The sequence below is a fragment of the Erysipelothrix sp. HDW6B genome, assembly GCF_011301115.1.
Classification (GTDB): Bacteria; Bacillota_I; Bacilli_A; order Erysipelotrichales; family Erysipelotrichaceae; genus Erysipelothrix; species Erysipelothrix anatis.
Genome location: NZ_CP049860.1, coordinates 2,008,184 through 2,024,822 on the forward strand (window position 1 = coordinate 2,008,184; position 16,639 = coordinate 2,024,822).

Consider the following 16,639-nt stretch of genomic DNA (forward strand, 5'->3'; position numbering starts at 1 on the left):
CTTATCCTCCTATTCCATTTAATGTACTTATTTTCTTTAAAATATAGTTGGTGATATATCCTTGATCAAGAACGTTTACGACTTCATCATGATTGATGTTTGCTGCTATGCCTTGGTAATCATCAAATGTTACAATCTTCAGAATAGAGTTCATAATATCACCCTCATCTAAAACGTTAACAATACCATCGCCATTCACATCACCCATCACTACAATGACAAGTTGATCGTACACGGTTTCTCCATATTCAAGTTTTAATACCATACCCGTACCCACCAATTGACTGTCATCAGTAAGTTCAATACCGTTTTTGTCATAGACTTTTAAAGCATCTTGCTCATTAATAAACATCTGTTTGTATGATTCAACCGTAGTTGATGGTTCCGAACCGACAACGAAATCTTTAAGTGTTTCTACAGGCGATTCCATTGCATCTATACGTTTAACATCTAGCGAATCACTGGATAAAGTTAAATTCATCACCGTTACGCCAATGCGTGTTTTAATACCAGGATTTTTTTCACTGCTTATTTCAATCATTGCACCACCTGGCTTAAGTGCAGTAACAACGCCGCTTTGATCAATACTCAAGACCTCCGGATCCGATACTTTCCACACCAATCCTTGATGTGTTGCATCTTCTGGGTTTACAGTTGCCTTGATTCCTTTGACTTCACCAACATTAAGAATTAAAGTTGCTGACTCAACATCAATAGATCGAATATCACGCTCTCGGACAACAACAATCGTATACGACTCTTGAGTAATCCCATTCTCTGCTGTCGCAACGACGGTGAAGCTAGTTTCTCCGTACGGTATGGTACGGACTTCATGACCTGTTACCGTTGTTTGCGCATTTGATGTTTCGACATCGAACCCCATCTCCATAATTGAATCAGGAACAGTAACATAGTATGTTCTTATGTCTGCAGCAAAATTTGGAGAAAGCACACCAGTTTGAGGTATGATGTTCGTAATTGATGCATCATGAGCGACAGGTCGCTTAATGACAAACTCATAATGACGTTCGTTTCCGTCTTGACTAGTGACCGTAATCCTATGTTTTGTTTCACCAGCACTAATTTCTACGATGCCATCTCCAACAACTGTTGCTCCTTCAGGTAAGACTGTTTTAAATTCAACAGACGCACGACCTTCAGCAACTGTAACCACGTAAGGACCTATATTTTGTGGATCAAATGGTTGTCCAAGCGTCCCGCCCTCCACGTTCAGTTCATGAAGTGTATTGTCACTATTAGGTAGGCGGTTAATACGAACAATATAAGTTCGCGAAACATTTTCCGATGATGTTACGACAATCTTATGGACATTCACGCCAACTTCTAAATCACGCACTGTTCCGGTTCCACTTATCATGGATTTCGCATCTTCAGGGGTTGCTATTAAATCCATTTCATGAACCTCAAAAGGTACTGTAATATCATAATTGTTGATGTATTTATCAAAACTTGGTGAGACATGACCTTTATTGGTCGTTAAGTTTTTCAAGAAATTACTACTAAAAATCTGACGATTAACCGTAAACACATAAACTGTATCCGGAATATTCTCGCTGTTTTTGACAACAACCTTAACCGTATTATCACCAACTTTTAAGTTCGTATTTCCAAATATTTCGTAAGTACTTCGCGTTGGATCTTCAAGAATCACAGTATCGAGATTTAATTTGGTTACTTCGTTGGGAACCGTTAGTGCATAATTTTCGATTTCTTTGTCGAAGTTTGGATTTTCGATTAGAGCCTCTTTGAAGCGGATTAGCGTTGCTTTTGAACTGATTTCCGACTCACGAGTAATATCAACATCATAGATTCCCACGTCACCATTACTACTTGTCACAACGACATCAAACTCGTTGAGGCCAACGGCAACTTCCTTGATGCCTGCTCCCGAGATGATCGCTTCTGGATCTTCGGATTTTGCACTTATTTCAACACGTTCTTGTTCATGACTAATGTTTGCAACATATGCCGAACGTAAAGGACTGAATTGAGGCTCGAGTTTACCTGGTTGAATTGCCATAAACGACAAGCGAGCATTGTTACGTGGTGCCTTTACAATTTTCACTGTATAGGTAATTGAAGCACCCGACTTACCGGTTACTACAATATCGACATTCTTTCCAGCACTGTCCGAAACATCGACTATTCCAACACCTTCAATAGAGGCAATAGCATGTTCATCTTCTGGCTTCGCACCAATCATGACACTTTTCACGTTTGGATCAACCATAAGTGTATAGGGTCCGCCATTTGTTTTATCGAACGGTTCTTTGAAGGTTCCAACGTTGGCTGTAATTGCATCGAGATAAATACTCGATTGTGAAGATTTATATACTTTTACTGTATAGGTATCTGTACTCTTACCATTCGCAGCAGTTGTAGTAATAGTCACAGTATTGTTGTCATCACCAAGTGGCGCATCAATACCGTTTCCTGTGATGACCCATTTTGTTCCTAATGCACTTGGAGTAATTGATGGGGTCAATGTACTAACACCATTTGCTACATATAATGCATACTCTTTTCTCCCTTTTGAGAAGATAGGTGTTAAGAGCCCTTCTTCGAAACTGAGTTTACTTAGCGTCGCATCTCCTGATAATGCTTGATTAATAATAATTTCGTAGGTTCGTAAAAGACCATCTTTACTTTGAACAACTACCTTGTATGAGTTTCTTCCTGATGCAACTGGGAATGTTCCAAGTCCTGAAATGATTGTCGCATCATCACTTTCTTTTGTAGCGTCAATCGTAACTTCAGTAGTTGATGTGTCCACATTTACAACATAACGTGTCGTATCCGGTTTGAAACTTGGAGCAATACCTTTACTTGGCGTTACTGACAAGGACTTCAAACGATTGCTAAACATTGATGATTCTTGTTGAATAACGTTTAAGGTATAATCACGTGCATCGCCGTTTTCAGCGGTGACACGAATTGTTAAATGATTTTCACCATGTTTAACACCAGAGACAACTAAATTACCTTCATCATCTTGTACACTTGGATATCCAAGAACTTCATACGTTGCTTTCGCATCTTCTGGAGTCACAGTTAATGTCACAACATCGTGAATGTCAGAAATATAGGTCGTATAATCTGTACGATTTTTATCGAACTCTGGACTCAGTAATCCTTCACTGAGTGCGAGCGCAGACAAGTAGTTGTTGTAGGACGCTGAACGCATAACTTTAACTGTATAAATTCGTGACGACCCGTCGGGTGATGCAACTGTGAGCGGAATTGAATTTTCACCTAGCGCGAGATCAATCCATCCCCCTCCGGTCACCTTCGCGACTGGACGATTTAATGCCACACCCTTAACGGAAATCCGTTCGACATTTTCCGGAACCCAAACGGTGTATTCGGTCGTTTCCATATCAAATTGAGGCATGAGTTCACCATGACTTAGTTGAATCGTTTGCATTCGATTATCGTATGCACGATGAATCGTGACAGTCCGTTTCTCAATGTCACCATTTTGTGCTGTAACACTGATATCAAAGACATTTGCACCAAAATCAAGTGCATACTCACCGATTCCCTCAACATTTGCTAAAGGATCCATTGATGTCGCCTTTAGGTTTATATGGTCAACCCCCATGTCGACCGTGTAGGATAGATTTTTCTCTGTCAGATCAAATGTATGACTTATATCGCCGTGCTCCGCACTTAATGAAGCAAGTGATGTATCGTTCGATAACTTTTTGTCCACACTGACATAGTAGGTTTTAGTCTTCGTTCGATCTTCACTCGTCACGACGATCGTTACCATATTCTTTCCATTCAGTAACGGATCATTACCGCGAATAACGACACGAGCATTCGGAGAAACTGGTGTAGCATTGATACCCAGTTTAGAATCATGTTCCCCAACACTGATAGAATAGTGTTGCTTTTGTGGATCAAATGAACCCTCATTGAAATTCAGATTTTCAGGCCCCGAAGGTGTTTCTCTAAACGGTATTAGACCAATTAGGGACGCATCATCTGACATTTCTTTAAAAATTGAAATCGTATAAATTGCGACATTTCCTTCTTGTGCTTCAGTTGCCATCAGTTTAACTGTATTCATACCCGGTTTGAGTTTTACTTCGACACCATTTGTTGCCTTATTACCAGTATCGTTGGGTGATGATCCTGCTACTAAGGTTGTTTCAACTTGGGGTACACCTTGAACCAATACTTTATCCGTAGCAGACGATACTTTAACGGTGTAGTTCATCATTGCGCGATTAAATTTAGGTGAAAAATCTTCGCCTTTACTGATAATGACCCCATCTTCACTCACGGTAATTGTCTGAAGATAATTGTTGTAACGTGGCTCACGTAAAACATGGATGACGTAATCTTTAGTCTCTCCATTTTCCGCAATCCCACGAACAATTACGTCATTATTTCCTTCAGTAAGATAATCATTGTTAAGTACCTCATAACGCGCTTTAGGATCCGTTGTTTCTGCTTCAATGCCCAATTGGTCGAACTCTGATGCAACAGTTGTGCGATACGTTGTCACGTCTGATTCGAATGGGAGCTCGATACTTGGGTTTGTTATCTTTAAGGATTTGAGACTTGCATCATCACTGCCTGCACGCATTATTTTAATGTTAAAGATACGAGACGTTCCGAAAGGTGAAACAACTTCAACTTGTATGTCATTCCGTCCGATTTTAAGCGGAATGTTATTTATATCAAGAGGATTGTTGAATCGATCATATACGTTAATAGTTTGAGATTCATGGCCTTTCTTAACAACAAGTCCCACGCGATCTGTTTCGCGAGCAACCTGTCCTTCAAATTGAATGGCAGCATTGTTATAAGATGGATCTAAGGCAGCATTTTGTGAGTCAGTTAGTGTTACATCTTCAAGATCAAGTGTGCGCGATAAGTTACGTTTAATAATAAGCGTATAATTACGTACATCACCATTCTCAGCCTCGACACCAATTGTCACCTTCGTTGCATCTCCGATCAACTCTCTATCTCCAATCGATGAAAGAATTTTCGCTTTAGGGTCTTGTGTAAATGCACGAATAACAACTGACGTTGTTCCCGCTTCTACTCCAACCTCGTACTCAGAGACATCTGGGTTAAACGGAATTTTAAAGATACTTCCGTCAACTTCAATCGAAGATAACTTGTTATTACGGGAACGAACATAAGTCACATTAAAGGTGTATGTAGTGCTTGTTGTTCCATCCTCACTTGTAACTTTTATTTTAAATGGTTTCACAGTTCCAACTTCGAGGTTGATTGCTTCTTTTGGCTCATAGCTTACGACTGCTTTATCATCAGCTGTAACAAGTTTCTTGATATAAGTGTGGTCAAATGTTTTCACATCACCACTCATCTCCAAGTCATAAGTGAATACGTTTGGATTGAACGATCGATTCAAGGTTCCCGACTCAAACTGTAATTCTTTAATCGTAGAATCATTCCCGGAACTTCGGTCAATCAGGATACGATAAGTTTCAATCGTATAACCGTCTACTGCCCGTACCCTTAACTCATATATATTTTCATTTGTAGTACTCAACACTAAATCTCCACTCGTCTCAACACGAGCATTAGGGTCTACTGTTTCAAATTTAATATCACTTGCATAGAGTACTTTTTTGCTGTTTGGAACCTTGAGATGGTATGTAAAAATCGATGCGTCAAAGTTCTCTTCGAATTCATAGCCAGTAACAGCGAGTTTTTTTAATCTCGTTTCGTCTGTTTGTGGTCTTGTAACATTAATTGTGTACGTCTTCGTTTCATCATTCTCTGCAGTTACTACAATTTCACGAACATTTTTTCCAGGTTCCAACAATTGACGTGTATGACCTGTAACCTTGGCATTACGATCTTCTGTATTCACATTAAAGGATAAGTAGTTCGTCGTACTTTCGGTCGTTAAGTTGTAGACGTCTTTGGTGTAATTAAAGTTCGGTATTAGCGAACCATTACTTGGCGTAATGTTTGTAAGTGCATTATTCGTTGAGGCCGGTCGATTGACGACAACCGTATATGTTTTCTGAATACCAGAATCACTAGTTACAACGATTGGTAGTCTATTTTCTCCTACATGAAGTTTTTGTTGACCATCACCTGTAACAGTTGCGGTTTTACTTGTCGCCGAAATATTGATACTTTCAGTTCCTACAGGAACCTCTTCATTCACGGTATAAACGTCAGTTTGGGGATCAAATGTCGGCGAATATGCCATATTTTCACCCTTGAGCTGAATCGACAAGTCCGTGAGTTGGTTATCATTTGAATGAGCACGATTCACAACAACGTGATATTTTCGCTCAATCTTGGTTCGTGAACTAACTGTAATTACAAAGCGATTTTCCCCATACATAAGTCCGAATTTTTCGAGACCAGACACGGTTGATGTTGATAACGTTGCTTCGCCATCAAATGTAATTGTTTCTTGATCATAAGGAACTTCAACACGATATTCCATGATGCCTTTGTAGAATTGTGGAGTTATCAACTCAGCATCAACCGATAGATACTCAAGGAAGTTATTGGCATAGATTTGACGATACACTTCCAATACATACGTTTCGACTTTATCTTTAGCACTTGAAGTTACTTCTATTTCAACAACATTACGTCCTTCAATAAAGTTTTCATTACCACGGACCACAACTTTCGCCTTTGGATCAATTTTCTCAAAATCCATTTGTAAGGATGTCATTTCATTATCCACAGTCAACATGTAATGGGTTCTCGCTGGATCAAATCCATTTTCAAATGGGTAATTTTGAACCTTAAGTTGTTTCAGTTTTGCACTGTTAATTGGATCACGTGTCACTGAATACTTAAACGTCACAACTTCTCCATTCTCTGCTGTGACATTCATGATGATTGTATTTTCACCAACCGTTAACGGGTATTCTTTAAGACCAGAAACCGTTGCTTTTTCATGATTTGCATGAGCGTCCAATTTAAACGTCTCTACTTCATAAGGGAAGCGGTATGTATAACTACGGACGTCATTTGAGAAATCCTCCTGATGTTGATCATTCACAAATACATCTGTCAATGTATTGTCATCTGCGCCTTCTCGATGAATGACTACTGTGTATGTTTTTCGTAGACCAGACTCGCTGGCCACATTGATATCTACGTAGTTGTCACCAACATTGAGTGTTTGAACTTGTCCATACTGAGCTGTAGCATTTGGATCAGATGTGATTGCGTCAACATTAACTTGCGTTACGTCATGTCCAACATTCGCCTTATAAACTGTTTGATTGCCAGAGAAACCAGGATTCAAACGAACACCACTAATTGTTAAGCTACGAAGATTTGCATTTTTTGACGGTTCTTTATTGATTGTCAACGTGTAATCTTCCACTGTAATACGGTCTTCCGCTGTTACACGAACGATGACCACATTTTTAGTACCAAATACAAAACTGTGGTTACCAATAACTTCGACTGTCGCTTTATTGTGTGTCGGTGTTGCACTGATTCCTAACTGGGTATTTTCAGTCGTTCCGGTGTAGGTGAATATATTCGGTTTAAAATTGATGTTGTTGTTCTTTAATCCTGACACATTCAGTCGGCTCAATGTGGCATCACTGGATGGTGCACGATAAACCAAAATCTGCGTATCTCGTATAATATTGTTTTTTGCTGTTGCACGGATATTGATTAAATTATTACCAACTTCTAATGGATGACTCCCAACACCCGAAAGTACGACATCTGCTGTTTTTGTTTTTGCATTAACGTTGAATGTCGCGATGTCATTGCCAACATGAACACGATAAAATTGGGTATCCGGACTAAATCCAGGTATCAATTTTCCAGATGATACCGTCAAATCTGATAAATGAATTGTTTCGCTTGGTGCATCTTGTACATATACATTTAACGTATAGTCTTTAAAAGTATCTTTTGCCTCCGAGTGAACTCGTACCGTTACTTTATTTGCCCCTGTTTTCAGTGCCTCATTTCCTAAAACACTGACCTGTGCCTCGGGGTGTTGTGTTGCTGTTTCTAGGTTAATTCGCGATGTCCCTTTTGGTACCATGACATCATACTCAATGACATCTGGTTTAAACCCGCGGTTTAAAGATCCCTCATGAACAATCAAAGTTTCTAAATCAGCATTAGTAGAAGCATCCCGAACAACATTTAGAACGTAAGCTACACTTGCGCCACTATCTGCAGTAGATTGAATCGTAATTGTATTCGATCCAACTTCTAATTGCGTCTCACCAGTCCCCTGAATCGTAGTCGAGGTAACCTTCGGACTTGCATTGACTGTAATCGTCTCTACCTCATTACCAACATTAATCTTATATGCTGTCGTTTGAGCATCGAATGACGGATCAAATGTTGCAGCAGGTGTTGTTGTAATTGAGGATAGTGATGGATCACTGTTTTTCGCCATATTGACATGAACTGTATATGTTTTAGGTTCATTGTTTTCAGCTGTTGCAACGATGCTGATGGTGTTATCACCTGGAACCAAATAAACTTTACCTACTCCACTTACACGTGTGAGTGGGTGTTGTGCTGTAGCGGCAAGGTTGAGAGCTTCTTCTGTATACGGTACATCCACAGAATAGGTTTCTACCTCTGGATCAAATGCTTCAATTTCAAACATACTGCTCGTGATACTACTTAGATTATTGTTTGTCGCGAATGGTTTTGTAACTGTAATTACATATTGGCTAACACTTCCATCTTCTGCTGTTACCCGGACATTCACGGTATTGTCTCCTGGATAAAAACGAGACGTATTTCCAGTTATAGAATATGAGGCAAATTCACTTTGAAGTTTTACCTCAATTTCCGGCTTCACAACGGTATCTGTAACACTAAGTGTTTGACGAAGTGCGTCCGATGAAAACTCGGTCATCTCAACACCAGAAATTTTAAGACTCGCTATTTTCGAATTACTTGATTGTTTTCGAACGACATTAAGAGTGTAAGTTTGCACAGTTCCATCTTGGGCTTTTGTTTGAATGTTGATAACATTTGAGCCTACACTTAAGGTATGCTTTCCTGCTCCAGAAACTGTCGTTTCTTCGGCTTCGGCTAATGCCTCAATTTCGACAAAATCGATAGCATTATCAACTGTTACCACATAATTTGAAATTACTTTTTGGAAAGACGGGGACAACGGCAGGATTGTATCGTTATGCTTCACAGTTAACTGTTTTAAGAAGGTATTTGCATTATCCTCACGGTAAATATTTAAAGTATAATCTTTCGTCTCCCCATTATTTGCTGTTACCCGATAAATAACTTTATTTAACCCTAAATCTAAATCATCTTTATCTTTTAAAATGGTAACTTTAGCTTCTGGATCCATCGTTTGATAGTGGACATCGATTTCCGAGAATTTTGTGTACTCATGAGGTACTGAGACGTAGTACTCAGTGATGTCTGGGTTAAACTCTAAATCCCGTTTCGGCGCGTTAAGTGCAAAGGCTTCAAAATCTGCATTACCTGTCATATCACGATCAATGGCGAACGTATATGCATGGTAGCTTGACCCATCCTCACTTAAAACATCAATGTATTGCGTGTTGTCAGGGCCTGGTTGTAATTCTAATATCCCTTCTCCTGTAACGACTTGGTATGCATGATCCTTTATGACCGAAAACTCAAGTGAACGAATACGAGATGGTACGATCATCGTATAATGACCACCGTCCGAATTTAAATCATTATGTGGATCAAATGTTGGTGATAACTTGCAGTACTCGTCAGATACACCACAAAGTGAAGGTATTAACCCATTAATCACAACATCTTTGGGAAGTGAATTTTCAGACGCACCGCGATTCACTTTAATAGTCGTAATCCGGATTGTTCCATCTTCAGCTGTTACTGGAATTTTGAAAGTCGACGTTCCCGCAGGAATGTCAAATGTTCCATTTCCGGATACTGATGCATATGGATCCATCGGAATTCCTTTAATCGTTAGTTCCGTGTCATCTTTACCTAATTGAAGCGTGTAGTCTGTCTCTTCTGTTACAAATGTAGGACTTAATGTTCCTTTGCTTACTTCTAGACGCGATAGATGATTATCTTCCGAAGCTTTTTTAAGTGCCGTTACGCGAACAAATCCATTGCCTTTATTACCTTGTGTAAATCCACTTTCTTTATTCGGCATATTTTGATTTCCACTTAGCAATACCGTGTCTTTTAGCATGAATCGTGTTGCAGGTGCATAACCAGACGGTTTGTATGATTTATCAGTATAAACATAGCCCGATCCACCACCACCTCCACGATCATCATCACGTGAATAATCCGGATAGACACCACCACCGCCGTACCAGCCGCCACCGCCGGCACCACCACGACCATCTTTGTAGTAACTACCCGCTCCACCGACACCAAAACTTGCATAGTTTCCAGCACTAGATTGGGTTCCACCTTGACCACCCGAACCATATGATTCTGTTCGAGATACGCCGTTGATACCACCTCCGGCACCTCCTGGTTTGTTACTTGCACCAACAGACCCACCACCACCGGCAACTAAAATACGATTAAAGAGTGAATCTGATTCTACACGAATATCAGATGCACCACCACCATAGACATTAGACGTCCCTGATGATGCACCACCATTCCATCCCCGCGCTAGCGAATTTCCTGCACCACCAACGTAGATTATGACTTCTTCACCTTTTTTTAGAGGTACGATACCCGTTGCATATCCGCCCAGTCCACCTGAACTTCCGCCTCGGTTTCCACCTTCAGCTCCCCAAGCTTCTAGTTGATAGTTTCCTGTATAAGGGGCTGTAAAATATTGGGCTTTACCTGTATAAACAAAATCTGTAGCAATGCTTTGGGCGCCATCTCCAGCATCACCGCGGTTAACGTTCAAGGTATAAACCTGTTGCCCAATATTTGGTTCGTCAACAGTAATTAGTACTGTATTTTTTCCTTTACGCAAATACCCATTACCGCTGATGCTCACCGTTGCCTCATGATCAAATGGAATTGCTGTGATATTCAGCGAAACGGTAGCATTCGGAATTTGCACATCGTAGTTGAAAACTTCCGGATTAAATTCAAACGTTAGTTCATCTAACTCAAGTGTTTTAAGTCGGTTTGAATCTTCAATTTTTGGTGTAATTCGATATACGTTTTGTTTGTTCCCATCCTCAGATGTAACATTAATTTCCAGTGTTTTGCCGTTTTCAATAATGTGATCACCCAATCCCGTTATAGTTTGTTTGGGACGATTTGTGGTTGCCGTAATTGCAACAGCACGATCTGCATCGTAGGGAAGTTCTAAGACATAGTCGTAGATATTTTCTTTGAAGCCTTCTAGTACTGCACCGTTAACTGATATAGCATATGCATCCGCATTATTTGATGGGTTTCTTTGTACATTAAACGTATAGACATTCAAGGTTCCATCCTGACCTGTTACCGTAATTGGGTATGCTGTAGTTCCTGGTTGAATCATAATCTCTTGATCATTATCCCAATTATGAACAGCATTTCGATCTGTAGTTGTTGCTGCGATTTTTAGTTTGGTCGTATCAGCATCAATCGCAACATTGTAATTTTTAATTGAGGGTGTGAACGGCACATCAAAAGTACCCTCACTGAAGGTCACAGAACTGAGAGTCGCATCTGATGAGTATTTATTCAATAAAGAAATCCGTACAAATCCGTCTCCTTCATTTCCTTCGATTGTATGCCCTTCATGACCTGGCATTGATTGGGTTCCATCGAGTAGTTTATCATTATGCATCATGTATTTTTGAGAAGGTCGATAGTTAGTTGGCTTATATGACTTTTCACTGTATACATAACCAGATCCACCAGCACCAGATCCTGTCGAATTGCGATAGTTGGCAGCGGCACCGCCACCATACCAACCGCCACCACCAGCTCCGGCGCCATAATCTATTGAGCTACCGCTTCCAATTCCGCCGCCAGCACCCGTTCCAAAGTTTCCAGACATTCCACCGCCACCAGATGCACTTTGACTTGCACCCGTTCCGAATTGTCCAGTAGAGCCAGTTCCATTAATTCCAACTAAGCCACCTCCGGCGCCACCAGTGTATCCCCTAACACTTGATCCACCACCACCAGCAACTAGAATACGGTTGAAAAGACCGGTTCCGCCGACACGAATGTCAGAAGCCCCGCCTCCGTACGATCCACCACTAACGTTGGTCCATGCACTTCCACCACCATTGTATCCGCGACTTGTAGCATCGCCAGCACCACCAACGGTGACATACATCTCAGTTCCCGCTTCAAGGAAAACATCTCCAACAGCGTAACCACCTTTACCACCAGCACCATTTTTCTGGTCGGTGCCACCTTCACCACCCCACGCTTCAAATTTATACACACCGGTATAAGGAACTTTGAAACGTTGAATATTACCAGTATAACTAAACTCCATATCACGATTTCGTGTTGCTTTTATAATATAGACTGTGCTTTCAAGACCTGGTTTTGAAACAGTAATGCGAATTGTATTTTCACCTGGCAACAGTTCTTCTTCTGCAGCCCCTTCGATTTTGACAGATGCTTCTGAATCAAAAGTTTGAAACTTAAAATTAATCCCACCATACAAGTACGACTTAAACTCATATTCATACACATTAGGCTTAAATGCTTCCGTAAATGCATGAGTGTACTCATCACTATAAAGGCTATACAGTTTAGTACTTCCAGAACGTTGGAAGTTCAGCGTATATTCTTGGGTATGCGTTCCATCAGCTGAAATGACGGTAACCTTATGTTGTAAGTTGTGATATTTAAGTTCGACGTTTCCGTCGCCCACAATTTTTTGATTGTTGTGACGTTTATCAACTGTAATTTCATCTTTCGCTATGTATTCGCTGGCAATTGGAATTGTATACTCTGTTACCTCCGGATCAAAGCCATCAATGACTTTTCCATTAATACGAATCCCTTCAAGATTCGCTGATGATTGGGTATCTTCTCCAAAGTAAGTGATTCGTGCATATCCCGAATTTGAATGTCCTATTTCACGAACACCATCGGGTCCAAAGAAACTCACATTTCCTGATAAGAGTTCAGTATTCGTGAATTCATATTTAGCATCGGGGGCATAGTTTGTTGGACGGTATGACTTATTGATTTTGATACCATCTTTAATCGTATCACCAGTTAAGACATAACCTGACCCACCAGCTCCAGATCCTGTCGTATTGCGATAGTTGGAAGCACTTCCGCCACCAAACCAGCCACCACCACCGGCACCGGCTCCATAATCTACAGTGCTGCCAGTAGATTGGCCTCCACTTGCACCAGCTCCAAAGCTTCCGGATAATCCACCGCCACCAGATGCGCTTTGACTTGCACCTGTTCCGAATTGTCCAGAAGCACCCGATCCACTAGCACCAATGACGCCACCTCCGTAGCCACCAGTATAGTTTCGGACACTTGATCCTCCGCCACCAGCAACTAGAATACGGTTAAAATAGCCCGTTCCACCGACTCGAATATCGGTAGCACCGCCACCGTAAGATCCACCACTAACGTTGGTCCAGGCTTTTCCACCACCATTGTAACCTTGGGCGATACTGTCACCAAAACCACCAACCGTTACAAACAGTTCTTCACCGGCTTCGAGATAGACTTCACCAGATGTATAGCCACCTTTTCCACCCGATCCTTGATGACTGTCGGTACCTCCTTCGGCACCCCAGGCTTCAATTTTATAATAACCACTTTGTGGAATAACTACACGTTGCATTGACCCACTGTAATCGAAGTTCAAAGCAAGATTTCGCTTCACATTAAGAGTATAAACAGTAGGTTCAACCCCTTCACGCGTTACACTCACTCGAATGGTATTGTCTCCAACTTTAAGAGAGTCCAAACCACTCACACTAATGCTTGCCTTTTCATCAAAGGTTTCTGCTTCAATCTCCAAACCGACAGTTTGGTAACTATTTACATCATAGGTATACGTATCCCACGCAAACACTGCATTATTATTGAATGCATGATTTTTTACTTTTAAGTTGAATAACTTCGTTGATGCTTCACGTTGAAAATGCAAAGTATATACTTTGCTCGTTTTTCCATCCGCCGAGAAGACCGTTAATGTTTGGCTTTGATTGCCTTTTTTGAATTCGAGATATCCTGTACCAACGACTATCTGACTAAGATGTTGTTTATCAACTGTAATTTCATCTTTCGCCATGTATTCGCTGGCAATTGGAATTGTATACTCTGTTACCTCCGGATCAAAGCCATCAATGACTTTTCCATTAATACGAATCCCTTCAAGATTCGCTGATGATTGGGTATTTTCTCCAAAGTAAGTGATTCGTGCATATCCCGAATTTGAATGTCCTATTTCACGAACACCATCGGGTCCAAAGAAACTCACATTTCCTGATAAGAGTTCAGTATTCGTGAATTCATATTTAGCATCGGGGGCATAGTTTGTTGGACGGTATGACTTATTGATTTTGATACCATCTTTAATCGTATCACCAGTTAAGACATAACCTGACCCTCCAGCTCCAGATCCTGTCGTATTGCGATAGTTGGAAGCACTTCCGCCACCAAACCAGCCACCACCACCGGCACCGGCTCCATAATCTACAGTGCTGCCAGTAGATTGACCCCCACTTGCACCAGCTCCAAAGCTTCCGGATAATCCACCGCCACCAGATGCGCTTTGACTTGCACCTGTTCCGAATTGTCCAGAAGCACCCGTTCCACTAGCACCAATGACGCCACCTCCGTAGCCACCAGTATAGTTGCGGACACTTGATCCTCCGCCACCAGCAACTAGAATACGGTTAAAATAGCCCGTTCCACCGACTCGAATATCGGTAGCACCGCCACCGTAAGATCCACCACTAACGTTGGTCCAGGCTTTTCCACCACCATTGTAACCTTGGGCGATACTGTCACCAAAACCACCAACCGTCACAAAAAGTTCTTCACCGGCTTCGAGATAGACTTCACCAGATGTATAGCCACCTTTTCCGCCCGATCCTTGATGGCTGTCGGTACCTCCTTCGGCACCCCAAGCTTCAATTTTATAATAACCACTTTGTGGAATAACTACACGTTGCATTGACCCACTGTAATCGAAGTTCAAAGCAAGATTTCGCTTCACATTAAGAGTATAAACAGTAGGTTCAACCCCTTCACGCGTTACACTCACTCGAATGGTATTGTCTCCAACTTTGAGAGAGTCCAAACCACTCACACTAATGCTTGCCTTTTCATCAAAGGTTTCTGCTTCAATCTTTAGACCGACAGTTTGGTAACTATTTACATCATAGGTATACGTATCCCACGCAAACACTGCATTATTATTGAATGCATGATTTTTTACTTTTAAGTTGAATAACTTCGTTGACGCTTCACGTTGAAAATGCAAAGTATATACTTTGCTCGTTTTTCCATCCGCCGAGAAGACCGTTAATGTTTGGCTTTGATTGCCTTTTTTGAATTCGAGATATCCTGTACCAACGACTATCTGACTAAGATGTTGTTTATCAACTGTAATTTCATCTTTCGCCATGTATTCGCTGGCAATTGGAATTGTATACTCCGTTACCTCCGGATCAAAGCCATCAATGACTTTTCCATTAATACGAATCCCTTCAAGATTCGCTGATGATTGGGTATTTTCTCCAAAGTAAGTGATTCGCGCATATCCCGAATTTGAATGTCCTATTTCACGAACACCATCGGGTCCAAAGAAACTCACATTTCCTGATAAGAGTTCAGTATTCGTGAATTCATATTTAGCATCGGGGGCATAGTTTGTTGGACGGTATGACTTATTGATTTTGATACCATCTTTAATCGTATCACCAGTTAAGACATAACCTGACCCACCAGCTCCAGATCCTGTCGTATTGCGATAGTTGGAAGCACTTCCGCCACCAAACCAGCCACCACCACCGGCACCGGCTCCATAATCTACAGTGCTGCCAGTAGATTGACCCCCACTTGCACCAGCTCCAAAGCTTCCGGATAATCCACCGCCACCAGATGCGCTTTGACTTGCACCCGTTCCGAATTGTCCAGAAGCACCTGTTCCACTAGCACCAATGACGCCACCTCCGTAGCCACCAGTATAGTTACGGACACTTGATCCTCCGCCACCAGCAACTAGAATACGGTTAAAATAGCCCGTTCCACCAACTCGAATATCGGTAGCACCGCCACCGTAAGATCCACCACTAACGTTGGTCCAGGCTTTTCCACCACCATTGTAACCTTGAGCGATACTGTCACCAAAACCACCAACCGTCACAAACAGTTCTTCACCGGCTTCGAGATAGACTTCACCAGATGTATAGCCACCTTTTCCACCCGATCCTTGATGACTGTCGGTACCTCCTTCGGCACCCCAAGCTTCAATTTTATACTTCCCTGCTTTTGGAACCTTAAAGGTTTCCATAGTACCAGTGAAATCGAAATTATATATATTTTGATTTCCTACAGCAAAAACCTGCCATACCGTAAAGATACTTAAAGTAGTCAGTACGAGTGCCGCAGTTAAAAGAATGATTCTATTCCGCAGTTTATTCTTATATTGTGTCATATTCATCTTCCCTCAAAGTTAAAATACGTTTATAATGTGTTTAAATTTTATATATTGTATGAAATTGTGATATTCCAA

At 41.2% G+C, this 16,639-nt stretch carries 1 protein-coding gene; it reads right to left on the reverse strand.

Going from position 1 to position 16,639, the window contains the following annotated elements:
* Position 1: 1 nt before the first annotated feature.
* Positions 2-16,561 (reverse strand): cadherin-like beta sandwich domain-containing protein, encoded by a 16,560-nt coding sequence (locus tag G7061_RS09725; protein ID WP_166120969.1) that lies wholly within the window; start codon positions 16,559-16,561, stop codon positions 2-4.
* Positions 16,562-16,639: the final 78 nt, after the last annotated feature.